Raw genomic sequence first — 26,097 nt, 5'->3', positions numbered from 1 at the left:
AGGTCGGCGATCGCCTCCAGGGTGGCGGGGGGATCGGCGAACAGCAGGTCCACCAGGCGCTTGCGGCGGCGCTGCATCTCTCCGGCCACCGCCGCGCGGGCCTGCGCGTACCCCTCGGCGGCGGCCGCGGCCAGCTCGTCCTGGAACAGCATCATGGCCTCGCCGACCGCGCCGAGCGTGCGGGAGGACACCCCGAGGCGGACCGCGGCCGCGGACAGGCGGCGCCAGGCCACCATGGCGCCGACCCGCATCGCGGTCTGCATGGCGTCCAGGCTGCGGCCCTCCCCGGCCTCGCCGCGTCCGATGGCGCGGAAGAAGTCGGTGACCTGCCCGGATTCGTGTCCGGGATCGGCCACCCGGTCGACGAAGTAGTGCAGGACCCGCTCGACCGCCAGCCGCAGGGTGCCCGAGTACGCGCCGTCGCCGGGCCGGTCGTACTCCCGCACCCGGGTCCGGATCTCCTCGATCATGTCGTCGGCGACCTCGTCGAGGTGGGGCCGCATGTGCTCGGCCAGCTCCCGAGGCAGGTCGGCCCAGGGGCGTCCGTGAGCAGCGGTGGACCCGTCGTCGGCCACGCGCGCCTCCCCGTCGTCCGCGCCCCTCAGTTACCTTCCGGACACGAGGGGCAATTACTCACTTACGCGACCCGTGTGGTGCAAATCATGTCCTCTTGGACAGCCGACCGCCAGGCATCCGTCAGGACTCGACCAATTTCGGCCAAACGAAATATGCATTTGTTACATCCCGTGCGGACGAGGTCGCATTCCGCGGGCGCTTCGCGGGTAGTTGACACATCGGTCAGGACGGGGGCGCGCCGCCGGCGGACGTGCGCCCCCGGTCGTATGCGGCGAGGCGGCTGCGGCCCGCCCCGCGAGCCGCCCGAGCGGGAGGTCGGCAGTGTCCACTCCATCGAGGCCCACGAGAACCGCCAAGGCGCTGGCCGAGACCGGCCGGGCCGTCGACGACCGCTTCGGCGCCGCCGGGTTCGGGCGCAAGGCGATGCGCAAGGCGTTCCCCGACCACTGGAGCTTCCTGCTGGGCGAGATCGCGCTGTACTCGTTCGCGATCGTCGTGCTCACCGGGGTGTACCTGACGCTGTTCTTCAAGCCCAGCATGACCGAGGTCGTCTACAACGGCTCCTACGCGCCGCTGCGGGGCGTGCGGATGAGCGAGGCCTACGCCTCGACCCTGCACATCAGCTTCGACGTGCGCGGCGGGCTGCTGATGCGGCAGCTGCACCACTGGTCGACGATCATCTTCCTGTCGGCGATCGTCGTGCACCTGCTGCGCAACTTCTTCACCGGGGCGTTCCGCAAGCCCCGGGAGCTGAACTGGGTCATCGGCGTGGTGCTGTTCATGCTCGTGATGCTCAACGGGCTGTTCGGCTACTCGCTGCCGGACGACCTGCTGTCGGGCACCGGCATCCGCATCCTGGAGGGCGTGATCGAGTCGATCCCGCTGGTCGGCTCGTACCTGCTGATGTTCGTGTTCGGCGGCGAGTTCCCCGGCACGGAGATCATCCCGCGGCTGTACGTGACCCACATCCTGTTCATCCCGGGGATCCTGCTGGCGCTCATCCCGCTGCACGCCATCGTGCTGACCTGGCGGCAGACGCACACCCAGTTCCCGGGCAAGGGCAGCACCAACACCACCGTGCAGGGCGGCCCGTTCTTCCCGGTGTTCATCGCCAAGACCACCGCGTTCTTCCTGTGGACGTTCGCGGTCACGGCGCTGCTGGCCGCGTTCTTCCAGATCAACCCGATCTGGCTGTTCGGCCCGTACGACCCGGGGGCGATCAGCGCGGGGTCGCAGCCCGACTGGTACATGGGCTTCCTGGAGGGCGCCCTGCGGATCATGCCGTCCTGGGAGATCAACTTCTGGGGCCACACCCTCCCGATGAGCGTGCTGATCCCCGCGCTGGTCGTGCCCGGCGTGCTGTTCGTCGGCCTGGCCGTCTACCCGTTCCTGGAACGCTGGATCACCGGCGACGACCAGATCCACCACCTGCTGGACCGGCCCCGCGACGTCCCGGCCCGCACCGGCATCGGCATGGCCGGCGTGACCGCCTACGGCCTGCTGTGGCTGGCCGGCGCCAACGACATCATCGCCAAGACCTTCCACATCCCGCTGTTCTGGACGACCTGGTTCTTCCGCGTCACCTTCCTCCTCGGCCCGATCCTGGCGTTCGCGATCGCGTACCGGATCTGCCTGGGCCTGCAGCGCCGCGACCGCGAGCTGCTGGAGCACGGCCTGGAGACCGGGATCATCCGCCGCACCCCGTCGGGCGAGTACATCGAGGTGGAGCACAAGCTTCCGCACGAGGAGATCGCCGCGATCACCGACCCGCGCCCGTCCCCCGCCCGCGCTCTCGGACGTCCCCCGGAGGCGGGCGTGGAGCCTCCCGAGACGCGCAGCCGCCTCGGACGCGTCCGGGTCGCCCTCAACCGCCGTTTCCGGGAGGACCTGGCCGCCGTCCCGTACACCGGCGACGGAGAGGGCGAGGCGCCCAGCCTGCGCAAGGCCCTAGAGGACCAGAAAGAGCGGTAGCCTCGGCGCGCCTTTTCTCGCGGTCTGCCGAGGCTAGGCCGCTGTTCGCTGGGGGCTGCATCCGGCCGTCCCGGTGCCGGCCCGTGCGATCGCGGCGGCGAGGCACGTGCCTTTCCCGGACGGACGCGATGAGCCGTGGCCGGCGATCTTCGTCCACGGGAAGGCCCTCTGCCGTCATCGACGATCGTGTGTGGTGGCGTCCTCTCACCCCCGGGGGACAGCGGTCTTCAACGTCGCCGCCACGTCCGGAGGGTCCGGCCGTCCAGGAGGGGTTCGCGGTCCCCGAAGACCCAGGGACGGGGGCCGGTGGTGAAGTCGGTCGGGTAGCCGGGGTCGAACTCCACCGCCGCATCCAGGCGGTCCAGGGCGTCCGCGGGCAGGGTGACGCCGAGGGCGCCCAGGTTGTCGCGGAGCTGCGCGGCGTTGCGGGAGCCGATGATGGGGTGCACGGCGGGAGAGCGGGTGCGGAGCCAGGCGATCGCGACCTGCGACGCGGTCGCGCCCAGCTCCTCGGCCACCTGCTGGACGGCGCGCGCGGCCCGATGGTCCCGCGCGGTGAGCGACGCCGGGTCGAGCCGGCTGCCGGACGGGGCGCCGCCGGGTCCGGTGTACTTGCCCGACAGCACGCCGCCGGCCAGCGCGCCATAGGCGGCGACGCTCAGGCCGTACGCCTCGGCCATCGGCAGCAGTTCCCGTTCGATGTCGCGTTTGAGCAGGCTGTAGGGGACCTGGATGCCCGCGAACGGGGTCCAGTCGCGCCATTCGGCGAGGGTGTTGGCGCGCGAGACCAGCCACGCGGGAAGGTTGGACGCGCCGACGTACAGCACCTTCCCGGCGCGGACGGCGTCGTCCAGCGCCCGCATGGTCTCCTCGATCGGGGTGTGCTCGTCCCAGGTGTGCACCCAGAACAGGTCGATGTAGTCGGTGCGCAGCCGCCGCAGGCTCGCCTCCAGGGACAGGGTGAGGTTCTTGCGGTGGCTCCCGCCCGCGTTGGGGTCCCGGGCGTCGCGGGTCAGCGTGAACTTGGTGGCCAGCACGAACCGGTCGCGGCGGTGCCGGAGGAGGCGCCCGAGCACCTCCTCGCTGTCGCCGTACGCCGAGGCGGTGTCGATGACGTTGCCGCCCGCGTCCGCGTACAGCCCGATCATCTCGTCCGCCTCGTCCGGACCGGCGAAGGTCATGGCGCCCAGGAACAGCTCCGAGACGCGCAGCCCGGTCGGCCCGAACAGCCGGTCGCGCATCACGCCGCGTCCGCCCGCGGACGGTGCGGCGGAGCCCGTGTCGATCTCGTCGGCGGTGAAGGTCATGCGTCCACTGTGCGCGGGCGGGCCGGCGCCGGGGAGGCCGGGATGAGACTGGCCCTGACAGGGCCACGATCCGGCTCCGTACACTCGGCCCGTGAGCGACAACCAGCTGGGCGCGTTCCTGCGCAGCCGCCGGGAGGCCGTCACCCCGGGCGAGGTGGGTCTGCCCGCCGGGCCGCGCCGCCGCACGCCCGGACTCCGGCGCGCCGAGCTGGCCACCCTCTCCGGGGTGAGCGTCGACTACCTGACGCGGCTGGAACAGGGGCGCGACCGCCGCCCGTCGCCGCAGATCCTGGCCGCGCTCGCCGACGCGCTGCGGTTGTCCCCGGACGAGCGCGTCCAGCTCCGCAACCTGGCCAAGGCGGCCTCCGGCGCCGACCTCCTGTGCCCCGGGGCCGTGCCGCCCGAACGGCAGGTGCGTCCCACGATGCGGGCGCTGCTCGACCGGCTGGACTCCACTCCCGCGGTGCTGCTCAACCGGCTCGGCGACGTCCTGGCCCACACGTCCTCCTACGAGCGCCTCGCCGGGCCGATCGGCCTGCTGGACGGCGAGCCGCCGAACCAGGCCCGGTTCGTGTTCGCCGACGGGCGGGCCCGCGCCGCCTACCCCGACTGGGACCGCGTCGCCGACGAGCGGGTCGCCGCCCTGCGGGCCGCGTCCTCGCCGAACGACCCGTACTTCGCCCACCTCGTCGATGAACTGACCGTCCTGGCCGGCGCGCCCTTCACCCGGCGGTTGCAGTCCCCGCCGGCCGCGCCGCGCCGCACCGGCGTCGAACGCCTCGTCCACCCCGACGTGGGGGAACTGCGGCTGGCCTACGAGGTGCTCGACTCCGAGGGCCAGCGCCTGGTCGTCCACCTCCCCGCCGACGACGCCACCTCCGCCGCCCTCGATCACCTCGACAACCGCCGGCCCGGCGCCCTGCGCGCGGTACGGGGCTGAGCGGCTCGCCTGAAGCGCCGCGGCGGGGCTCTCGGCCCGCGCGAGGAGTCACGAGACCCCGGGCATGCCGGTGCGCCGTCGTCTGCGGGACGGCAGTCCACGCGGGCGTTCCGGCAGCGGCCTGAACCCGGCCCGTCATCGGCCCGTCGAACCGGGTACCGGTGCGACGGGAGGGTGCCATGCGGGCGCAGGAGCAGCTCTGGGGAATCCCCGACGTCGCCTTCCTGAAGGGCGCCGCGATCCTGGGCGTGCTCTTCATCCTGGTCGCGGGCGTCGTGCGTTTCCGGCTGCGGCGCGGCCACCCGCCGACCCGGCCGCTGCACCCCTACGAGGTCGCCTACCTCACCGGCGGCGGGCGCCACGCCATCGCGGCGTCCCTGCTGTCGCTGCGTCTGGACGGCGCCGTCCGCGCCGATCGTCCCGGCGGCGACCTGCACGTCGCCGGCGAGCGGCGGTCGGCGGACACGCCGCTGGACGAGGCCGTGTACGAGGCCGTCCGCAACCGCCGGGCGCGGACGGTGGCGGCGGTGGCCGCGGACGCGACCGTCAAGGACGCGGTGAAGGCGCTGCGCGACGGCCTGATCACCCAAGGCATGATCATGGACGGGCGTCGCCGCCGTCTGGCCCGGCTCGCCGCCGTGCCGCTGTGGCTGGTGGCCGCCGTCGGCATCGCGCGTCTGGCGTGGTACACGGCCGACGCCAGGTTCTTCGGCGGCCCCGACGTCCCGACCGCCGCATTCCTGAACATCTGGCTGGCCGCCGGACTGGCGATCCTTTACGCGATGACGCTCGGCGACCCCGAGAAGACCCGCGCCGTCGAGGCCGCCCTGAAGGACATCCGGCAGCGGCACGGCCACCTGGACCCGCGCATGTTCCCCGCCTGGGCCACCTACGGGACCCCCGCGGCCGCCATGGGCGTGGCCCTGTTCGGCACGGCGGCGCTGATGAGCATCGATCCGGAGTTCTCGCAGGCCGCGGGGCTGGGACGGCTTCTGCAGTTGGCGGGCCGCGCGTCGGCGTCGGGCGGCATCGGCTACGCGGGGCCGTCCTGTTCGTCCACCGCGTCGGTCTGCTCGTCCAGCGGTTGCGGCGGCGGCTCTGGTGGAGGCGGCGATGGATCCGGCGGCAGCGGCTGCGGAGGAGGCGGCGTCTGACGCCCGCCCGGAGCCTCGTCGCACCTCGGACCGAGAAGCGGTCAGGTTCTGACCGCTTCTCCTGCGACGCTGGTCACCGACGGGCGGTGCGGCCGACTCCGCGGCGCGACCGCCCGGCAGAGGTGAACCGAGAACCCGAGGAGCCGCCATGTCCGCCGGTGCGACCGTCCTGGACACCCGGACGCTCAACCGCGCGACGCTCGCCCGGCACCTGCTGCTCGACCGCGCGGACCTGCCGGTGCTGGACGCCGTGACCGTCACGCCGCTGCGCCGCCTCACCCGAGCCGAGCGCGCCGAGGTCGCCGAGGAGGGAGCCGCGCTGGCGGCCTTCCTCTCCGACGGCGCCGGCGACCGCGTAGAGATCGCCGCTGGGGTTCGACCCACGGCGTCCCCCCGTACGCGGATGCATCGCCGCCCGCGGGACGGCGGTCCACATGGGCGTTCGGCGCTGGCCTGAACCCGGCCCGCCACCGGCCCGTCGAACCGGGTACCGGTGTGCGACGGGAGGTGCCATGCGGGCACAGGAGCAGCTGTGGGGAATCCCCGACGTCGACTTCCTGGTGGTCTTCGCGCTGCTCGGCGTGCTGTCCGTCGTGGGAGCGGCCGTCGTCAGGTTCCGGTTGCGGCGCGGCCATCCGCCGACACGGCCGCTGCACCCGTACGAGGTCGCCTACCTCACCGGCGGCGGCCGCCACGTGATCGCGGCGGTCCTGATGTCGTTGCGGCTGGACGGCGCCGTCCGGGCCGCCGACCGGGGCGGCGACCTGTACGTCACCGGCGACCGGCGTGCCGCGGACACGCCCCTCGACCGGGTCGTCCACGAGGCCGTCCGCACCCGGCAGGCCCGCACCGTGGCGGGGGTCGCCCAGCACGCCGAGGTCAAGAAGGCGATCCAGGAGCTCCGCGACGGCCTGGTCGCCCAGGGCATGGTGATCGACGAGCGGCGGCGGCGCCTGGCCAGGCGCGCCGCATGGCCGCTGGTCGCGATCATCCTCGTGGGCGTCGCCCGCCTGGTGCAGTACCTGCTCGACGATCCGCCGGGCGCCCCGGTCGCCGCGATCATGATCTTCCCGGTCATCGTGGTGCTGCTGCTCCTGTACGGCGTGCTGGCGGGGCACGCGGAGCAGACCCGTGCCGTCAAGGCGGCGCTCCGCGAGACCCGCGACCGGCACGCGCACCTCGACCCGCGCATGTCCCCGGCCTGGGCGACGTACGGCATCCCCGCGGCGGCCATGGGCGTGGCGCTGTTCGGGACGGCCGCCCTGATGAGCATCGACCCGGCGTTCGCCCACGCCGCCGGCCTGGGCCGCCTCCTGCAGATGGCCGGTTCGGGGTCGCCGGGCGGTGTCGACTACGGGGGGCCGACCTGCTCGTCCACCGCGTCGGTCTGCTCGTCCAGCGGTTGCAGCGGCGGCGATGGCGGCGGCGGTTCCTCGTGCGGCTCCTCCTGCGGCGGGTGCGGCGGCGGCTGACCGGGCCGAGCGGTGTGCGGCGGGTCAGCGGCGCCGGTACAGGGTGAGGTTGTGCTCGCCGATGCGTTCGCGGAGGGCGGGGTCCTCGACGCCCTGCCCCTCCTTCTCGGCGGCGCACAGGACGGCGACCTTGCCGACGTGCCGGTTGGTCTGGACGACGCGGGCGGCCTCGCCGGTCCGCTCCAGGGGGTACACGGCGGACAGGGTCGGGTGGATCATGCCGAGCGCGATCAGGCGGTTGACCTCGACGGCCTCGGCGTAGTTGAAGCCGTGCGAGCCGATGATGCTCTTCAGCCGCATCCACAGGAAGCGGTTGTCGTACTCGTGGCGGTAGCCGGTGGACGACCCGCAGGTGACGATCTTGCCGCCGCGCTTGGCGACGTAGACGGAGGCGCCGAAGGTCTCGCGGCCCAGGTACTCGAAGACGATGCCGGGGTCCTCGCCGACGCGGCGGCGGATCGCCTCGCCGAGGATGCGGCCCGCCTTGGGGTGGCGCATGCCCTGCTCGCCCAGGTCGAGCTCGGTGCGGTTGATGACGTGCTCGCAGCCCTGGGCCCGCACCAGCGCGGCCTTCTCCTCCGACGACACGACGGCGACGGGGATGCCGCCGCCGTTCTTCACGAGCTGGACGGCGTAGGAGCCGAGGCCGCCGGTGGCGCCCCAGACGAGGACGACGTCGCCCTGCTTCATGCGGGCGCCGTGGACGCCGACGAGCATGCGGTACGCGGTGGCCGCGCACAGGGTGTTGGACGCGGCCTCCTCCCAGGTGAGGTGGGCGGGCTTGCGGATGAGCTGGTTGGCCTTGACGACGCAGTAGTCGGCGAGGCCGCCGAAGTTGGTCTCGAAGCCCCACGCGAGCTGGGTCTCGCTCATCATGCCGTCGTCGTAGGAGCCGTGGTCCTCCTCGTCGACGTAGGCCGGGGAGATCACGACGCGGTCGCCCGGCTTCCACTTGCGGACGCCCGCGCCGGTGCGGACGACGACGCCGGCCGCGTCGGAGCCGATGACGTGGTACGGCAGGTCGTGGCGGGCGCCGTGCCAGCCCTGGCGGCCGAACTTCTCCAGGAACGCGAACGTCGGCACCGGTTCGAAGATGGCCGACCAGACGGTGTTGAAGTTGATCGCGGCGGCCATCACGGCGACCACGCACTCGTCGGGCGCCAGTTCGGGCATGTCGACCTCGCCGACGTGGATGGAGCGGCGCACGTCCTTGTCGGTCTGGCCGTCGAACAGGCCCACCTCGTCCTTGCGGAGGTGGGCGGCGCGGAAGCGGGTCGGCAGCGGGCAGTCCAGCAGCTGCCGGCCGTCGGCGCCGGCGCGGACGGCGTCCAGCAGCGGATCGGACGAGGCGGACGTGACCATGGATCTCCTCGGGGTGATCGGGATGGACGGGCGGCCTCCGTGCGGGACGAGTCGACCGGGGGCTAGGGGGCCGGTGCGGTCGCGGCGCGGCCGCCGTCCTCGGCCGCGCCGACGGCGAGCCGGTGGTCGAGGTCGGCGGCGAGGACGCGCACGGCCGGCGGGTCGAGCAGGTTGAGGTGGTGCGCCCCGGGGACGGTGACGACCTCCAGGTTCGGGCACAGCGGGCCGAAGCCGTTGGTGCCGTCGAGGACATAGCGGGCGTCGTGGACCGCCCAGGGCGTCTCCTCCGGGGCGCGGTAGAGGACGACGCGGCCGTCGTAGGGCCGGGGTTCGTAGGTCTCCAGGGAGCGGGTGTCCTGGTGGGACGTGAGCTGGTGGGTCAGCGCGGCCTGGGGGATGCGGTCGGCGAGGGGCGCGGCGCGCTCCATGAGCAGCGCGAACTGCTCCTCCTCGGCCAGCCCGGACAGCTCCTCGTAGGCGAGGGCGATGTCGAGGCCGTAGGTCTGGTTGACGTAGTCGGCGAACGCGGAGTACCGGCGGGCCAGGGCGTCGGCTTCGTCGTCGACCGGCAGCGGCAGCCCGGCGTCGAACAGCGCCACCAGTTCGACGTCGCGTCCGGCGGCGGTGAGCTGCCGCGCGGTCTCGTAGGCGAGCACGCCGCCGAACGACCATCCGCCGAGCCGGAACGCGCCGTCCGGCTGCGCTTCCATCAGCCGTTCGGCGTAGCGGGCGGCGCGTTCGGTGAGGGGCGGGGCGTCGTCGAACCGTTCGAGGCCGTGGACGGGCTGGTCGTCGCCGAGCAGCGCGACGAGCTGCCGGTAGCAGGCGGTGGTGCCGCCCGCCGGGTGCGCGACGAACAGCGGACGCCGTGTCCCCGACGGGCGGAGCGGGCGGACGATCTGGCGCGCGGCGCGTTCGTCGGCGGCGCGCAGGAACTCCGCGACGTGCTCGGCGGTCGGCACGGCGAGCAGCTCGCCCCGGGTGACCGGCTCGGGGGCGGCCTGGTCGGCCAGTTCGGCGGCGACCCTCGCGACGACCTGGTCGGCCTGGTCGTCGCGTCCGCCGAGGTCGGCGAAGAAGTCGGCGGTGACGCTGACGCGGTCCAGGCCGAGCACGTCCTCGAAGATGCGGACGGCGAGGCGTTCGGCGGCGTCGCGGGGCATCACGTACCCGTCGGTCGCGTTCGCCGCGGCGTGCGGGGCGACCGGAGCGGCCGGGGCGGGGGCGTCCAGGCCGAGCTCCGCGGCGGCCCATTCCTCGAACGCGTGGACGCTGGCGCCCTTGAGCAGCACCGACGGCGGCACGGTGAGGCCGAGGTCGTGCTCGACTCCGCTCTTGATGCGCACCGCGACGAGCGAGTCGAGGCCGAGATCGGTGAGCGGGACGGACGGGTCGAGCCGTTCGGGGTCGAAGCCGAGCACCGAGGCGATCCGGTACCGGACGCGCGCGGCGATCGCGGCGCGGGCCTCGGCCGCGGGGAGGCGGCGGACCGCGTCGATGCCGGGCCAGTCGTCGGCGTCGGACCGCGCGGCGGCGGCCGTCTCGGTCAGCGCCGCGAAGTACGGCATGCCGATGATCTCGGGGAACAGTTCGACGGCCGCGGCCGGGTCGAACTTCAGCACGCCGGTGACCGAGCGGTCGGCGGCGAGCAGCGCCTCCAGCGCCTCGGCGCCCTCGTCCGGGGTGATCGGGTCGAGGACCGGCACGGACCGGCCGGCGGCGCCGCCGACGCGTGACCAGGTGCCCCAGGCGACGGCGGTGGCGGGGCGGCCGTGGGCGCGGCGGTGGACCGCCAGGGCGTCGAGCGCCGCGTTGGCGGCGGCGTAGGCGGCCTGGCCGGGCGAGCCGAGCAGCGCGGCGGCCGAGGAGTGCAGCAGGAACCAGTCCAGGTCCAGGTCCCAGGTGGCGGCGCTGAGCGCCCGCGCCCCCTCCACCTTGGCCGCCCACACCTGGTGCAGGTCGTCGGGGCCGAGGTCGGCGACGAGGCGGTCGGCGAGGACGCCCGCGCCGTGCACGACGCCGCACAGGCGGCGGCCGCCCTCGCGGGCGGCGGCGACGAGCCGGTCGGCGGTGCCGGGGGCGGCGATGTCGCCGAGGACGACCTCGACCTCCACGCCGCTCTCGCGCAGCCGGGTGATGGCCTTCTCCGCGTCGGCGTCCGGTCCCGAGCGGCCCGACAGCACGAGCCGTCCGGCGCCGCGTTCGGCGAGCAGCCGGGCGGTGACCAGGCCGATGCCGCCGTACCCGCCGGTGATGATGTACGCGCCGCCGCGCCGCACGACCCGGCGGGGGCGTCCCTGGCGTTCGGGCAGCGCGGCGCGGGCGAGGCGGGCGACGCGGCGCACGCCGCTCCGCCAGGCGACCTCGCGGGCGGCGCCGTCGCCGAGCAGCTCGGTCACCAGGTCGGACGGGCGGTCCACGTCCACGAGGGTGGCGCGCAGCGCGGTCCGTTCGAACGCCAGCACGCGGGTGAGGGCGCGGAGGAAGCCCTGGCCGGGTTCGCCGCTCTCGCCGTCCGCGACGGGCAGGGCGCGGCGGGTCGCCACCCACAGGCGCGCGGTGTCGGGGAGCGCGCGGGCGATCCCGGCGACGGTGAGGACGAGGTCTTCGTCGACGAGGTCGGGCGGCGGGACGGCCAGCACGGCCGCCGCGTCCGGCTTCGCGGGCGGTTCGGCGGTCAGGGGGCGGCGGGCGACGCGGTGGCCGCGTTCGTGCAGCTCGGCGGCGACGGCGGCGGCCAGGGCGTCGTCGTCCTCGGCGAGCAGCAGCCAGTCGCGGGGCTCCCCCGGCCCGGGTGCGGGCTCCTCGTCCCACACCACCTCGGTGATCTTGTCGGTGAGGGGGACGGGCACGTCCGCGCGCTCCACCTTCCGCAGCCCGATCTCGACGGCCTCGACGAGCACGTCCCCGTCCGGGCCGAGCAGCCGCAGCGCGCCGACCAGCCCCTCGCCGGTGTCGGTCACCTCGACGTGGACGCGTCCGCCGCGGTGCGTCGGCCCGTACACGCGCAGGCCGCCGATCGTCTCCGGCAGCCACACTCCCGCGTCGAGGCGCGCCGCCTCGTCCGACAGGACGGCCAGGCAGCGGTCGAAGACCTCCGGGTGCAGCACGTAGTGGCGGCTGCCGCGCTCGGCCCCGGCCACCTCGACGGCGGGTCCGGTCGGCGGGACGGGCTGCGGGCGGTGGTCGTCGCCGACGTCTGCGCTGGCCACCCGCGTCCACGTGCCGGCGGGGGTGAGCGCGTGGATCTCGACGCGCTGTTCCTGCTCGGTGAACGTGGTGGTGACGGTGGTGTGCTCGGCGAGGGGGAGCCTCCGTTCCATCCACAGGCCGTTGACGCGCACCCGCCGGCTGCCGAGCGCGACGGCCCCCGCGGCGAGCGCCATCTCCGCGACGGCGGCGAAGGGCAGCACGTTGTGGCCGTGGACGCGCACGTCCGCCGGCCACGGCTGCGCGGCCGTGCCGACGTCGGCGCGCCACGCGTGGCGGTCTTCGCCGGGAAGCTCGACGTGCGCGCCGAGCAGCGGATGTTCGTCGCTGCGCCGCGCCGGGCGGCGCGACAGGTCCACCCAGTGGCGTTCGTGCCGCCACGGCGACGGCGGCACGTCGATCACCGCGCCTTCGGACGGGCCGGTCAGGGGGTGCCCGTGCACGGCGAGGTCGGCGAGCCGGGTGTGGAAGGTCAGCGTGTCGTCGGTCTCCCGGCCCTTGGGGGCGCGTTTGAGCGTGTGGGTGACGAACGCCCCGGTGCCCTCCAGGGTCTCCTCCAGCGCGTGCGTGAGGAGGGCGTGGGCGTTCACCTCGATGAACGTGCGGAAGCCGTCGTCGGCGGCCGCGGCCACCGCGTCCGCGAGCCGCACCGGGTTGCGCAGGTTCGCGGCCCAGTGGTCGGCGGTCAGCGCGGGCGTGCCGTCGGCGTAGGCGCGCGGGTCGTCCAAGGCGGTCGTGTAGAGGCGGATGCCGTCGGCCAGCGGGGTGCCGGGTTCGGCGCCGACGTCGGCGAGCTGCTCGCGCAGCTCGGGGACGAGCGGGTCGACCTGCGGCGAGTGGCCCGCGCCCTCCGCTTTGACCAGGCGGGCCAGGCGGCCCTCCTCCTCGGCGCGTCGCACGATTTCAGCGATCTGGTCGGCGTCGCCGGTGACGACGGTCTGCTTCGGCGAGGAGTGGACGGCGGGGTGGACGTCCGGCAGCCCCTCGGCGAGCCGCGCCACCTCGTCGGCGGACGCGCCCAGCACCGCCATGGCGCCGCCCCCGACCAGCCGGGTCAGCAGGCGCGACCGGCGGTGGATCACCTTGACGCCGTCGGCCAGGGTGAGGGCGCCCGCGACGACGGCGGCGGCGACCTCGCCCATCGAATGCCCGATGACCGCGCCGGGCGTGACCCCGTACGACGCCCACGTGCGCGCCAGGGCGACCTGCACGGCGAACAGCGCGCACATCGCCTCCACGGGGCCGTCCGGCTTGGTGCCGGACTCCAGCAGGTCCCAGACGGCGGGGCCGCCCTCCTCGGCGAACAGCGTGTCCAGGTCGTCCAGGGCCTCGGCGAACGCGGGCTCCTCCTCCAGCAGCCCGCGGGCCATCCCCGCGCGTTGGGCGCCGTACCCGGAGAACACCCAGACGGGTTTGCCGGGCACGCCGAGCGCGGTGCCGGCGACGACGCCGGGGTGGGGGCGGCCTTCGGCCAGGGCGGTCAGCCCGTCCAGCAGCGCGGCGCGGTCGCGGGCGGCGACGGCGGCGCGCGCCCGGCCGCGTCCGTTGCGGCGGTGCAGGGTGTGGGCGAGGTCGGCGAGCGAGACGTCGTCGCGGGTGCGGAGCCAGTCGGCGAGCACTCGGGCGTGGTCGCGGACGCGGTCGTCGGACGCGTCCGACAGGGGGAACACCCGCATGGCGGCCGGGGGTGAAGAGCGCGGCGCGGGCCGCGGCGCCTCCTCCAGGACGATGTGCGCGTTCGTGCCGCCGAACCCGAAGCCCGACACGCCCGCGAGCGCGGGCCGGTCCCGGTCCGGCCACGGCGTCTCGTCGGCCGCCACCCGCAGCCGCAGGTCGTCGAACGGGATGTGCGGGTTGGGCTCCTTGTAGTGAATGCTCGGCGGGATCACTCGGTGGTGCAGCGCCAGGACGGTCTTGATGAGCCCCGCAGCGCCCGCCGCCGACTCCAGGTGCCCGAGGTTCGACTTGACCGACCCGATGAGCAGCGGCGCGTCCGGGTCGCGGCCGACGCCGAGCACCTCGCCCAGCGCCGCGGCCTCGATCGGGTCGCCGAGGAACGTGCCGGTGCCGTGCGCCTCCACGTAGTCGACCTGGCGGGGGTCGACCCCGCACGCCGCGTACACCTCCCGCAGCAGCGCCTTCTGCGCCTCGGCGTTGGGGGCGACCAGGCCGTTGGAACGGCCGTCGGAGTTGACGCCGCTGCCGCGGACGACCGCGAGCACCCGGTCGCCGTCGCGCAGCGCGTCCGACAGCCGTTTGAGCACCAGGACGCCGCAGCCCTCGGCGCGGACCATGCCGTCGGCGGACGCGTCGAACGCCTTGCACCGGCCGTCGGCGGCGGTCCCGCCCGCCTGGTCGAACGTCATGGTGATCGTCGGGGACAGCAGCGCGTTGACGCCGCCGGCCAGCGCCACGTCCGCCTCGCCGTCGCGCAGCGCGCGGACCGCCAGATGCGTCGCGACCAGCGACGACGAGCACGCCGTGTCGACGATCATGCTGGGGCCGCGCAGGTCCAGCAGGTACGACAGGCGGCCCGCGACGACGCTGAGCGCGGCGCCGGTCGCGGTGAACGCCTCCAGCGCGGCCGGGTCGGACGCGGTCAACGCGGCGTACTCGGGGGCGGACACGCCGATGAACACGCCGGTGCGGGAGCCGCGCAGCCCCGCCGGGCCGAGCCCGGCGTGCTCGAACGCCTCCCAGGCCACCTCCAGGACGAGCCGCTGCTGCGGGTCCATCACGGCGGCCTCGCGGGGGGTGATGCCGAAGAACGAGGCGTCGAACGCGGCGATGTCGCGCAGGTAGCCGCCGAGCCGCGTGGTGGCGGCGAGCCGGTCGGCCGCTTCGGGGGATCCGTCGTCGAACGGCGCCCACCGGTCGTCGGGGACCTCGCGGATCGCGTCGCCGCGTCCGGTGAGGAAGGCCCACAGGTCGCCGGGGCCGGTCAGGTCGCGGTCGCCGCCGGGGAACCGGCAGCCGACGCCGATCACGGCGATCGGCTCGTCCGCACGCGTCCGGCCCGCGGGCGCCGGGGCGGGCTCGGGGGCGGGGTCGCCCGACGTGAGCGCGGCGGCCAGCCGGTCGATCGTCGGGTGCTCCCAGACGAGGGTGGCGGGCAGGGCGCGGCCGAGCAGCCGTTCCAGCTCGCCCGCGACCGCCACCGCGTCGCGCGAGGCCAGTCCGAACTCCTCCAGGGGGCGGCCCGTGTCGACGTCGGCGGCGGGGACGCCGGAGCGGCGCGCGATCTGCTCGACCAGGAACCGGCGAACCGAATCCTCGCTGATCCGCGTGCCGTCCTGCGCGGCTCCGGAACGATCGGTGCTCTGCATGCGTGCGGATCCCCCAATGAATCCAGGATCGTTCGAAGCGGAGGGACCACCTTGACCCACAATCACCGGCGCATGATGCGCACCCAGACCACTTTTCTCCGCGTTTACTTGTCACCTTAATGACAAGACCGCACGCGCGCCGCTGTGGCCTCATGGGATAGTTGACAGAACCGCTCCGGCCACAAGGAACGGTAACCGCCCGCAAACAATTCGTCACAATAACCACACACGCTCGTAGGGGGAAGCGGCCTTTTCTCCGCGCCCGTCCGGCGGCGCCCGCGGGGCCGGGGGAATGCGCCGCGCAGGTGCGTTGACACGCGGCCGATACAGATGGGCGCTGGCGGTCGTCGCCGTCAGCGCGTTCATGATCACCATGGACAACACGGTGGTCGCCAACGCCCTGCCCACGATCATGGCCGACCTGGACCTGTCCGCCGCGGCCAAGGACTGGGTGGCCACCGGCTACATCCTGATGTTCTCCTGCCTGCTGATCGCGGGCGGGCGGATCGCCGACGTCTACGGCTGCCGGGCGGCGTTCGTGTCCGGCATGGCGGTGTTCACGGCGGCGTCCGCGGCGTGCGGGCTGGCGCCGGACGCCACCGTGCTCATCCTGGCGCGGGTGGCGCAGGGCGCGGGCGCCGCGCTGGCGCTGCCCGCCACGCAGGTCATGGTCACCGTGGGACGCTCCGACCGGCAGCGCTCCCTCGGCATGATCGTGTGGGTGGGCGCGGGCTCCACCGCCACCGCGCTCGGCCCGGCCATCGGCGGGTTCATCGTCCAGCACTGGCACTGGGGCTGGATCTTCCTCATCAACGTCGCGCCGGGCGTGCTGGTGATCCTGCTCGGCCTGGCCGTGCTGTCGGACCGGGCCGCCAACCCCGACGCCCGGGTGGACCTGCCGGGCGTGCTCATCTCCGCGACCATGCTGTTCGCGTTCACCTACGGGCTGGAGGAGGGACGCACGCGCGGCTGGACCGACCCGTCCGTGCTCAGCGTGTTCGCCCTGGTGCTGGTCGCGCTGGCGTGCTTCGTCGTCGTGGAGAGCTGGGCCCCCGACCCGATGATCGACCTGCGGTTCTTCCGCAACCGGGTGTTCACCGGGGGGCTGGTGTCGCAGATGCTCTACGGCATCGGCTTCAACGGCATGATCTTCTACTCGGCGGCGTTCCTGCAGCGCTACCTGGGGTTCAGCCCGCCCGAGGCGGGCCTGGTGCTGCTGCCGCCGTCCATCGCGATCATGGCGCTGACCCCGGTGGGGTTCTGGCTCGCGGCCCGGATCGGGCCGCGCCCGGCCATCGGCGGCGGCATGGCGCTGATGGCGTTCGGCATGTTCCTGTTCTCCACGCTGCGGCGCGGCGACGGCTACGCCGAGCTGATGCCCGGCGTGATGATCCTCGGGGCGGGGGCGGCGCTGGCCATGCCGCTGGTGATGTACGTGCTCAAGGCCGTCCCGGAGCAACGCGCAGGAGTCGCCAGCGGGATCATCAACGTGATCCGCGAGGCGTCCGGCGCGTTCGGCATCGCGATCCTCGGGGTGCTCGTGCGGGAGGTTCCGGACGCGGGCGCGAGCGCGCAGAGCCTGGAGCGGTTCCGCGAGGGCACCGCCTCCGGCCTCGTCCTCGGCGCCGCCCTCGTGCTGATCGGCGGCCTGATCTGCGGCGCGACGCTGCCCAGCAGGCGCGGCTGGACCGGCCCCAAGCACGGCAAACGCTCCCGCCCGTCCGTGCCGCCGCCGCGCCGGCCCGAACCCGTCCTCGCCGCCCCGGTCGCCTCCGGCGAGGCTCCCCGATTCGGCCGCCTGCGCCGCAAGAGCGCACACCCCCACAGCTCCACAGACGTCCAGTCGCCGCGCGGGGACGAGGCGCCGCGCCGCTTCCCCTTCCCCCCGCCGCCCCCGGGCTGGTACCTCCCGTACGTGCCGGAGGACGACACCGACCCTTGGGGCGAATGGGACGGCCCACGGCGCGGCGACGCCTGGTAAAGGAGGACCGTTGAGCCGCAGAATCGTGATCCTCGCAGCGGGGTCGCGCGGCGACGTCCAGCCGTGCGCGGCGCTCGGCCGGGCGCTGACCGCCCGCGGCCACCGCGTCCGCCTGGTCGCCGGCACCCGCTACGCCCCCCTCGCCCTCGCCGCCGGGCTCGACCACGCCCCCCTCACCGCCGACCCCACCGAGATCCTCTCCTCGGACGCGGGCCAGAAGCTGCTCGCCGGGGGCCGCAACCCCGTCACTTTCCTGGGCGGGTTCCGCCGCATCCTCGGCCCGATGGCGCAACGGCTCCTGGACGAATGCCACGACGCCTGCAAGGACGCCGACCTCATCCTCAGCCCCACCCTGGGCCTGCTGGGCCGCCACCTGGCCGAACACCGGTCGATCCCCTGGGCTCTGATCCACTTCCAGCCCAGCCACCCCACCGGCGCGTTCCCGCACCCGTTCCTGCCGCAGGCGCGCCTGCTCGGCCCTGTGGGCAACCGGGCGAGCTTCCTGGCCGTCGACCAGCTCGCCTGGCAGTTGTCCCGTCCGTTCATCAACCCCTGGCGCCGTGACAGCCTCGGCTTGGCGCCGCTGTCGACGCGCGGCCCCATGCACGAGGCCCGCCGCGAAGGCCGCCCCGTGTTGGCGTGTTTCAGCCCGAGCGTCGTACCGCGTCCCCGCGACTGGCCCAGATACGTGCACGTGACGGGCTACTGGTTCCTGGACGAGCCGTCATGGCGGCCGCCCGCCGAACTCGCGCAATTCTTGGCCTCCGGGCCGCCGCCCGTCTACGTGGGCTTCGGCAGCATGGTGCCCAAGGACCCGGACATGACCGACCGGATCGTCCGCACGGCCCTGCGATTGGCGGGCGTCCGCGGCATCGTCCACGGCGACCCGTCCACCTCGGACGACGACGTCCTCGCCGTACGGGACGTGCCGCACTCGTGGCTGTTCCCCCAGATGGCGGCCGTCGTCCACCACGGCGGCGCAGGCACGACCGCCGCCGGGCTGCGCGCGGGCGTGCCCGCGGTGGTGTGCCCGTTCTTCGGCGACCAGCCGTACTGGGCCGAACGTGTAGCGGCATTGGGCGTCGGGCCTCGCCCCGTCCCGTTCAGCAGCCTGACCGTGCCGCGCCTGGCGAACGCGATCCGCCAAGCCGTCCAGTCGCAGGACATCTGGCGGAACGCCTCCGCCCTAGGCCGCCGCATCCGCTCCGAGGACGGCCTCACCCACGCCTGCAACGTCCTCGAATCCCTATGACAGTCGCCGCAGCCCCAGGCACCAGGCCACACCGGTGCCCAGGGCTGCGGCGTTAGGAGGGCGACGGCACCCGAGTTGCCGCACTCGAGGACGCTGATTGTGGTGCCGACCGTCGTCCAGGACTAGCGACTGCCGCTCAGCACCACGCCGATCACCACTCGTCCGTCCGCGACAACGCGCCGAGCAGCCGTCGCAACGCCCACGGCCCCGGTGCGCTTCGTGCCGCCTCCGCGCCGGACGTGACAGGTCCGGCGGACGCGATGCCACCACACCACGCGGCGATGAATCCGCCGCAGCAAACACCGCCACCGCCCGCGTGGACCCGTGCGAAACCGCACCTACGTGTGGCCGAGCCTGCACAAATGCAGGCCGTGCAGCCACACTCTCCGAAGACGTGGAAAGAGCATCGCGCGAACTCGCAAGCTGTCCGGCCCACGTACGAGACGACGCCACGAGACCACGCGACGATGACTGCGCATCGGTAGGTACGGCCGCCACCGTCCGCGGCGGCTGATGCGACACCGCACTCTGACGATCGTGAGACCGGACCTCCGCATGCGGACGCAGCGCAGCCGTCGGCGGCCCGGACAGCGCACCGCCCGAACGCGCAGGTGGTTCGGTGCGTGCTGGCGGAGGGCCAGCCGGAGCCCGAAATGTGGAAGGCGCCCACAGCTCCGCCGTCATCCCGCCCACTCCCAACGCCCCGCTCGGCCACTGCGGCACGGACGCGTCCAGGCGACGCGCGAGCTCGGCCGGGTCATCCGCCTCGATCAAGTGGACGCGGCCGGAAGGGTCACGCCAGGCGCCCCACAGGCTGCCGGTGAACGCGCCGCGCCAGACCATCACCGCTGGGAAGCGCGCACGCAGCACGGCCAGCACCCGCTCGTCATCCGCCTCCGCCGCCCGTCCACCGGCGACCGGCCCGGCGGTCATGACCGCTCCTCCGGCCGCCGCGACAGGCAGGCGTAGATGTACATGGCCGCGTCGTCCACCTGCTCAGCGGGGGCGATCGGCTCCCGCCACGAGGTGAAGAACCACGGCACGCCGCCGTCGTCGGCGCGGCGCCGGCACGTGATCAGGTCGGACGGGTGCGCCGTCTCGGCGCAGCACCCGGTGACGTTCTCGTTGACGACGTGGAGCCCATCCGCCCGGTAGTCCACCGTCAGCCGCCGCGCCGCCAACCGCACTCCTAACGCGGCAAGCGGGTCGTACGAGTGCAATCCGCCCGTACGATCGTCCATAGCCAGGACCCACCTTCCTGGTCAGGCCCCGGTCGACGCCTGCATCGTCGCGTCCGGGGCCGCCTCCGTGTTCGGCGGCACCGTAGGACGCGCATAGTTGCAGAGCGTTTCCGTTCAGAAACCCTCTGTCAGATCAGGTTCATGCGCCACGCCAGTCCGCGCAGCTCACGGCCACCGAAACGGTCAAGGAGATCGGCCACGAGCTCCCGAATGAACGGGTTGTTGCGCGTCTGCTGAGGCGACAGGCGTTCCGCCTGACGCAACTCCTGGTAGATGACCTTCGGCGAGTGACCGAGCATCGCGCGGGCACGCGCCCTCTCCATGCACAGCGCCGCCCGCCGGTTTTTGGACGCCAGGAAACGCGGCTGCACCTCATCGGCATAGGTGAGCGCCTCGGCCGGTTGCTCAGCCTCCACCGCCAAGCTTGCCCGCCAGACGCCCGTGTTGGCCGGTCCGAACAGTTCAAAGGCGTTCGGGTCCTCACCGAGGCGTTCGGCGACCCGGGCGGCCTCGGCCGCATGGTCCGCGGCCGCTTGATGGTCGTTGTTGATCTGGCACGCGAGAGCACTCGACAGCCTCAACATGCCGTACACCTGCTGACCGAACGGGTCGTCCCCGATGTGCGGTTCCACCTCGTCGGCGATCCGGGGGGTGACCATGAGCGCCCGAGGCTTGTTGGCCGAGATTCGCGCATGCGCGCGCCCGAACGCGGCGGCACCACGCCACACCGGATCATTCAACATGTCCGCGGCCTGCTGCCCGCGCTCCCCTGCGATCCATGCGAGATTGGCCTCGCCCAGATGCCGAAGCATGCACGTCGCGTCAGAGCCGCACGCCTGGACGACGAGGCGCAGCGCCTCGCTCCGTGCCTGTTCGTCCCCGGTGGCGGCGTGTACATACAGCTCGCCGATAACGGATGTCAGCAGGCGAATAACGGTGGCGTAGTCAGCGTCGCGAAGTGCCATGTCGGCCTGGTGGACCTCTGCGCGCAACACCTCAAGCGGACGGGCCGGAATGTCAGGCGGATCATCAGGGGCGGCATCAAGCAGCACCCGTTGCAATCCCAGCAGGCTGTAGACCTGCCGCTCAGGTTGGACTTCCGGCGCTGGACCATCGAGCAGGTAGTCGGCCGAGACCTCAAGCGCCTCCGCGAGCGCGGCGATGTCGGATCGGCGTTCAAGACGCGTCTTGCCGTTCTCGACCTTGGACAGCCACGCCTTGGATCGGCCGACCAGACCAGCGACCGTCTCCAAACTCTTGCCACTTGCCCGGCGGGCGGCACGCACGTTCTGGCCGATGCGGCGTGCACTGTCGTCAGCGAGTCGAGCCATGGCCACCCTCGCGTGGTCGATTCGATCCTCGTCACCCACAGTACGGGGCAGAACCTCCTTCCGCCCGAAATCCTCTGTGAGCCGTCGCATCACCAACAGCACTCCCGACGCGGCGAGCGGGTCAGACAAGTGCCATCCGCGCGATCGTCCGCGCCCAGACTTCGCCTTCCTGATCAGGTCCCGGCAGTCTCGGCTGCGGCGCAGCGGCTCAGAAGCAGCCCTACATTGCGGAACAGAGGGGTTGGTGTTTCGTGTCCAGCCTCTATGAGGAAATGAGTCAGCTACCGGCTAGGCGCTCATGCGGGCGTGGAGCCGCCGCAGCGCTTCATGAACAGTCCTCCGCATATCCACTAGATGAGTCACTACGGACCTCGCCGAGGGGTGGTAACGCGTCATCTGCGGTGCCGTACGATCGGCGGCCACGAGCCGTTCAAGCGCAGTGTCGTAGTTTCCGAGTTCGACGTGCACTCGGGACATGTCGATGTGATGGTGTGCGCGACGTTCCGCCGCTAGTCCGGCCAGCAAGGGAGCCGGAATCTGCTCGTCCCGCCGGACCGCCTCGTCGAGGTCGCCCAGCTCCAATGCGATCGCCGCGCCATGAATGGCGATGTTCCCGGGGTTGAAATCGGTGCCGTGCGCGTCCAGGGAGGGCCCGCCGGCTGCCCGGCTCACCTCGACGGCCTGCTCGTAGTGCTCCCACGCGTCCGACGGCCTTCGGCCACGGGCCGAGACCACGGCCGCACGCAGATGGAGAGAGCCGAGCACCTCGGTCGCATCAAGCCTGGCCCGGTCCACTCGGCTGATCGAACGGTCGAGCAGACGGACCGCCGGCCCGTAGGCGGCGACCCCCATCATCAGCAGCGCCCGCCGGTGCGTGATCATCAACGGAAGGTGCGGGTCCTCCGACTGCCGGGCGGAGACGGCGGCGCGCTCCATGATCTGCCCGGACAGGTCGTTGTACCCGAGGCGTCGCGTGAGGGACGCCGCGATGTTGTGAGCACGGTTGAGCAGAGTCCAGGCGCGCGGGCCGCCCACCTCGTAGGCGTGCCAGGTGAGTTCTTCGATGAGGGCAGGCAGGCGGGCGCTGAGTTGGACGTGGCGTGCCTGGTGGCGCAACTGCAAAGCGGCGTCGATCGCAGCGGCCAGCTGATCGAGCGTTCGCGGCGGTACGTCCAAGTCAGGACCGACATCGACGCAGGCCATCGCGCGCCGCAGATCAGAGATTGCGCCGTGGACTTGGTCTTCATGTGGCGTGTGGCCACGGTAGGGCTGTCCGTAAATTTCCGCGGGGTCCACGCTGAGAGCCGCGGCCACAGCCGCCACGAACGCAGGAGTGGCGACCTTGTGCCCCGCCTCCACCTGCGCCAGGTGGGACCGCGAATACTTCGCACGTTGCGCCAGCCCTTGCTGGGTGAGGCCGCGCCTCTTGCGCGCCCGTGCTATGCGTTTGCCCACGTGCACGGGGGTGGCATCGTCGGACATCGGCCCTGCACCTCTCCTGCCCGGTCGCAGTCTCAGGCTACGGCGCAGGTCCGTCGTGCGTCCCGTGTGCTGACGTCCGTGGTTAGGGCGTCACGAAGCGGCTATGTGCGCATGCGGTGGTGGAGCCGCCGAAGCGGTTCGGGGAGCGTGCGCCGGACGCCTACCAAGTGAGTCACCACAGAACGCGCCGTCGGGTGGAAGGTGACCATCTGCGGGGCGATGCGGTCGGCGCTCTCCAGCCGTGCCTCTGCCTTGCTGTAGTTCCCTGTCTCCACGTGGACGCGCGACATGTCGATCTCGTGGTGCGCGCGCCGCTCGGGAGGCAGCTTCGCCAGCGTGGGCTCGCCGATCTCGTGGTCACGGCGCGCCGCCTCGTCCATGTCACCGAGCTCGACCGCGACGGCGGCCCCGTGGATGGCGACGTTCGCGGGCGTGAACTCCAGCAGATGCACCGGCGTCCCGACGCGTCCCCGGCGGATGCGTTCAGCCGCCCTCCTCCAGTAATCCCACGCCCGAGAGCTGTACTCGTCGTGGTCCCGCGCCGCGCGCGCCGCGATGATGGCCGACCGCAACTCGATCGCGCCGCCGACTTCGCCGCCGTCGGGGCTGTCGTCATCGACGTTCGCCGCTGCCTGGTCCAGCAGTTTGAGCGCGGGCTTGGGCTCGTTCAGGTTCATCAGAATCAAAGCCCGGACCAGCGTCACCAGCAGCGGCAGGTTCGGATCTTGCGACCGTCGTGCCGCGTCGGCGCCGCATCCGAGCAGGGCCAGGGCGTCACCGCTGTAACCGAGCCGGCGCGTGAGGCTGCCCGCGGCGCGGAATGCCCGAGACAGCAGTCCCCAGGCTCGCGGGTCGTCGGTCTCGTACGCCCAGTGCATGAGCTCTTCGAGCACGGCTGGGAGCCGTTCCCCGATCTTAGTGAGCTGCGCTTTGAGCATCAGCCGCTGCGCGGTGGCGACCTCGGCGGCGAGCACATCGAGACTGCGGGGAGGGCTCGCGAGTTCAGGCCCTACATCGACGTACGCCAGGACGCGACGCAGTTGGGGAACAGCCGCGTGCACATGGTCGTCGTGCCCGTACGGCTGTCCCCACAGCACGGACGGATCGACGCCCAGCGCGGCGGCCGTCGCGGCGACGAACGCGGGAGTGGCGACCTTGTGGCCGGCCTCTACCTGCACCAGATAGGACCGGGAGTAGTTCGCACGCTGCGCCAGCCCGATCTGTGTCAGGTCGCGCTTCTTCCGCCAGCGGGCGATGCGCCTGCCCACGTGCTCCGGGGTTGCGTCGTCGACCATCGACCCCTACCTCTCCTGAGCGGCCGCATTTTCAGGCTACGACCCGGGCTGCTTCTGGGAGACGGGAGAGCGATCAGCAGTTACATCACCGACGGGGCGGACGAGGACGACGTCGGCCACATGCCGTCCTTGAGCTGCGTGACGATCGGCTCATCCGACGCCACCAGCCGTTCCCATTCCTGCGGGTCGTCGCGGCGAGACAACGGCACCAGCTCGCCGTCCCGGACGACCCACACTGTCTCAGGGATGAAGAGCCGCCGGTCAACAGGCGGAAGCCCGACGACCCTGGTCACGACGCCTGTCCCGTCCCGCCGGAGGCACCGCACGCTTGTTCCTTTGCATGCTTCCCCATTGCATGCGCCCTTCTGCCAGCGTTCTCCGGACCCCGCAGCGGAACATAGCGTCACCACTCGCCCTACGCCTGTCACCCGGCGGTCCAACACGTGTCACCGTCGTTCGATGACGCTTCTCAGACCACGGGCGCCGTGTCCACGCCTCGCTATCGAGTTGACGTTGTGCTCTGACCTGGCCAGAGTGACGTTCTGTCTGTCTGTGCCGCTATGGTCACGACCGGACACGAAGGGTAAGGAAAGGGCAGAGGTGACGTTGCGTAGAGGCCTGCGCATCGCGATGGCCGCGGGGGCGTTCGTGGTGGCGGCCACCGGATGTTCAGTCTTCGGCAAGGGCGGGGACTCCGAGGGCTCGTCCGCCAACCCCAAGAGCACGGCGGCCCCGAGCGTCGACGTGAACAAGACCGTGGCCAAGGCCACCTTCCCGTCGCCGCTGGCGGACGGCGCCACGGTGGACGTCAAGATCCACGGCTTGCACAGGACCGGGAAGCTGGCCGTGCTCAGCGTGTCGCTGACGCCGCACGTGCCGGGCGAGCACGACGACGACATCAGTCCATACGACATCAACGGCAATCGCGGGCTCTACCCGTACCTGGTCGACCCGGTGAACGCCAAGCGGCATGTCGTCCTCAAGGACGCCAAGGGCGCAGAGCTCGGCTCCCATGACGTGTTCACCAACGGCCGCAACAACACGCCCATGTACCTGCGGTACACCTTCGCGGCGCCGCCGGAGAACGTGTCGACGGTGGACGTCTACATCGGGGAATGGCCACCGTTCCGCAACGTGCCATTGGAGCGGTGATGGAGCGCCGGAAGCCACGTTCGCCTCGGCCCGTCAGAGCGCTGGTGTTCCTGCTCGCCGGGGTGGTCTGCATCGGTGCGGTCGGCACCGGGTCGGCTGCGGGGACCGTGGTGGCAGACCCCAGCCCCAGTCCCCTTCCGGAGGTGCCGGACGCCAACATCCAGAAGAGCATCGTGCCGATCCAGCCGACGACCGTCGACCTTCAGCTGCCGGCCTCGATCACCCCTCTGCAGAGCGAAACCGCCTCCAACGGGCGGGTCACGGTGACCTTGGCGTCGGACGTGCTGTTCGACTTCGACAAGGCGACGCTCACCGCCGACGCGCGCCGCCGGATCGCCGAGCTTGCCGCGAGAATCCGCCAGACGTCCGGGGCGGTGCGGGTGGACGGGTACACCGACGCGAAGGGAACTCCCGCCTACAACCTGCGGCTGTCCAAGGCGCGTGCTGCGGCCGTCAAGGCGGCGCTGGAGCAGGCACTGTCCGGGAGCAACGTGCGCGTCACGGCGATCGGACACGGCGAAGCGAACCCGGTCGCGCCCAACACCATCGGCGGCAAGGACAATCCGGCGGGCCGGGCCAAGAACCGCCGCGTCACGGTGACCTTCCGCCAGAGCTGAGGTCATTGCCCTCCCACGGACGGTCGCCAAGGTCATCTAGCTGTATCGCCGCACCAACGTCCGGTGCCGCTGTTTCAGCGCCAGATTCATTGGTGAGGGTCGGATACGACTCGCGCCTGGTTTGGGGACAGGCCGCCGCGGCGGGTGTGCCCGTTCGCCACCCCCGGACACCGCGGCCGCGTGCCGTTGGCACCGGGTGCAGCAGGTCGCCACGGCCAGGCCATCGTGGCCGCTGGTCGGGCCGGCTCCTGGGGACGGCGCTTAAACGTGCCGCATCGGCTCGCAGGCCATGTGAGCGAAGCGCGCCCCGCAAGGTGCCGCACTGGTGCCCCCGTCGTCGCCACCGGATAACTGCCCTCTGCCACGAAGTGCGCGCCTGGCTTCATCGCGCCCCGGCCATGGATGCGCGTGACCACCAGCGTCGCAAT

17 protein-coding genes and 1 pseudogene are annotated in these 26,097 nt (G+C 72.6%); 9 read left to right on the top strand and 9 right to left on the bottom strand.

The genetic code is table 11. The features are described 5' to 3' along the window. Positions 1–575 (bottom strand): annotated as a pseudogene (locus AR3_RS13240) (PucR family transcriptional regulator); the annotation flags it as partial. Between the two features lie 322 nt (positions 576–897). Between AR3_RS13240 and qcrB the strand changes: the two are divergent. Continuing rightward, entirely contained in the window at positions 898–2,547 is a 1,650-nt protein-coding gene (qcrB, locus tag AR3_RS29595) for a cytochrome bc1 complex cytochrome b subunit (RefSeq protein ID WP_067913788.1), read from the top strand. Between the two features lie 227 nt (positions 2,548–2,774). Here the strand turns inward: qcrB and AR3_RS13230 are convergent, their stop codons facing one another. Further along, complete coding sequence (locus AR3_RS13230) at positions 2,775–3,788, bottom strand: aldo/keto reductase (RefSeq protein WP_067913806.1); 1,014 nt, start codon at positions 3,786–3,788, stop codon at positions 2,775–2,777. 157 nt (positions 3,789–3,945) lie between these two features. On the opposite strand from AR3_RS13230, the gene AR3_RS13225 reads away from it, so the two are divergent. The 4 genes from AR3_RS13225 (at position 3,946) to AR3_RS13210 (ending at position 7,420) form a co-directional block, all read left to right on the top strand. Further along, complete coding sequence (locus tag AR3_RS13225; protein WP_067913784.1) at positions 3,946–4,794, top strand: helix-turn-helix transcriptional regulator; 849 nt, start codon at positions 3,946–3,948, stop codon at positions 4,792–4,794. 179 nt (positions 4,795–4,973) lie between these two features. Further along, positions 4,974–5,948: a TIGR04222 domain-containing membrane protein gene (locus tag AR3_RS13220; RefSeq protein WP_067913779.1), complete on the top strand. Its 975-nt coding sequence runs from the start codon at positions 4,974–4,976 to the stop codon at positions 5,946–5,948. A gap of 148 nt (positions 5,949–6,096) precedes the next feature. Then, complete coding sequence (locus tag AR3_RS31700; RefSeq protein ID WP_067913775.1) at positions 6,097–6,405, top strand: hypothetical protein; 309 nt, start codon at positions 6,097–6,099, stop codon at positions 6,403–6,405. Between the two features lie 55 nt (positions 6,406–6,460). Then, entirely contained in the window at positions 6,461–7,420 is a 960-nt protein-coding gene (locus AR3_RS13210; protein ID WP_067913771.1) for a TIGR04222 domain-containing membrane protein, read from the top strand. Between the two features lie 24 nt (positions 7,421–7,444). Here AR3_RS13210 and ccrA read toward each other — a convergent pair whose 3' ends face one another. Together ccrA and AR3_RS13200 are read right to left on the bottom strand one after the other, a co-directional pair. Beyond that, positions 7,445–8,782 carry a crotonyl-CoA carboxylase/reductase gene (gene ccrA / locus AR3_RS13205; RefSeq protein WP_067913766.1) on the bottom strand — a complete coding sequence of 446 codons (1,338 nt, stop codon included), beginning with the start codon at positions 8,780–8,782 and terminating at the stop codon, positions 7,445–7,447. A gap of 62 nt (positions 8,783–8,844) precedes the next feature. Continuing rightward, positions 8,845–15,318 carry a type I polyketide synthase gene (locus AR3_RS13200; protein WP_067913763.1) on the bottom strand — a complete coding sequence of 2,158 codons (6,474 nt, stop codon included), beginning with the start codon at positions 15,316–15,318 and terminating at the stop codon, positions 8,845–8,847. Positions 15,319–15,628: 310 nt separating this feature from the next. Here AR3_RS13200 and AR3_RS13195 point away from each other — a divergent pair, with 310 nt between their 5' ends. Beyond that, the gene (locus AR3_RS13195; protein ID WP_176579568.1) at positions 15,629–17,299 is read left to right on the top strand and encodes an MFS transporter; all 1,671 of its coding nucleotides are present in this window, start codon (positions 15,629–15,631) and stop codon (positions 17,297–17,299) included. Between the two features lie 10 nt (positions 17,300–17,309). Then, positions 17,310–18,551 (top strand): glycosyltransferase, encoded by a 1,242-nt coding sequence (locus AR3_RS13190; protein WP_067913760.1) that lies wholly within the window; start codon positions 17,310–17,312, stop codon positions 18,549–18,551. A gap of 929 nt (positions 18,552–19,480) precedes the next feature. On the opposite strand, the gene AR3_RS13185 is transcribed toward AR3_RS13190, so the two are convergent. From AR3_RS13185 to AR3_RS30505, 5 genes are all read right to left on the bottom strand, one after another. Beyond that, a complete protein-coding gene (locus tag AR3_RS13185; protein WP_146150247.1) occupies positions 19,481–19,792 on the bottom strand; it encodes a hypothetical protein in 312 nt (103 codons plus the stop codon). 128 nt (positions 19,793–19,920) lie between these two features. Next, a complete protein-coding gene (locus AR3_RS13180) occupies positions 19,921–21,252 on the bottom strand; it encodes a helix-turn-helix domain-containing protein (RefSeq protein WP_227023115.1) in 1,332 nt (443 codons plus the stop codon). A gap of 159 nt (positions 21,253–21,411) precedes the next feature. Then, positions 21,412–22,605 carry a helix-turn-helix domain-containing protein gene (locus tag AR3_RS13175; protein ID WP_067913752.1) on the bottom strand — a complete coding sequence of 398 codons (1,194 nt, stop codon included), beginning with the start codon at positions 22,603–22,605 and terminating at the stop codon, positions 21,412–21,414. 101 nt (positions 22,606–22,706) lie between these two features. Next, positions 22,707–23,900 (bottom strand): helix-turn-helix domain-containing protein, encoded by a 1,194-nt coding sequence (locus AR3_RS13170; protein ID WP_067913750.1) that lies wholly within the window; start codon positions 23,898–23,900, stop codon positions 22,707–22,709. An 80-nt stretch (positions 23,901–23,980) separates the two neighbouring features. Beyond that, positions 23,981–24,136: a hypothetical protein gene (locus AR3_RS30505; RefSeq protein WP_157406664.1), complete on the bottom strand. Its 156-nt coding sequence runs from the start codon at positions 24,134–24,136 to the stop codon at positions 23,981–23,983. 364 nt (positions 24,137–24,500) lie between these two features. Here AR3_RS30505 and AR3_RS13165 point away from each other — a divergent pair, with 364 nt between their 5' ends. Beyond that, on the top strand, positions 24,501–25,052 hold the full coding sequence (locus AR3_RS13165; protein ID WP_146150248.1) for a hypothetical protein: 552 nt from the start codon (positions 24,501–24,503) through the stop codon (positions 25,050–25,052). A 44-nt stretch (positions 25,053–25,096) separates the two neighbouring features. Next, complete coding sequence (locus AR3_RS13160) at positions 25,097–25,669, top strand: OmpA family protein (RefSeq protein WP_067913746.1); 573 nt, start codon at positions 25,097–25,099, stop codon at positions 25,667–25,669. The last annotated feature ends 428 nt before the right edge of the window (positions 25,670–26,097 follow it).

The organism is Actinomadura rubrobrunea NBRC 15275 (genome assembly GCF_001552235.1).
Classification (GTDB): Bacteria; Actinomycetota; Actinomycetes; order Streptosporangiales; family Streptosporangiaceae; genus Spirillospora; species Spirillospora viridilutea.
This window is presented reverse-complemented; position numbering and strand designations above follow the sequence as displayed.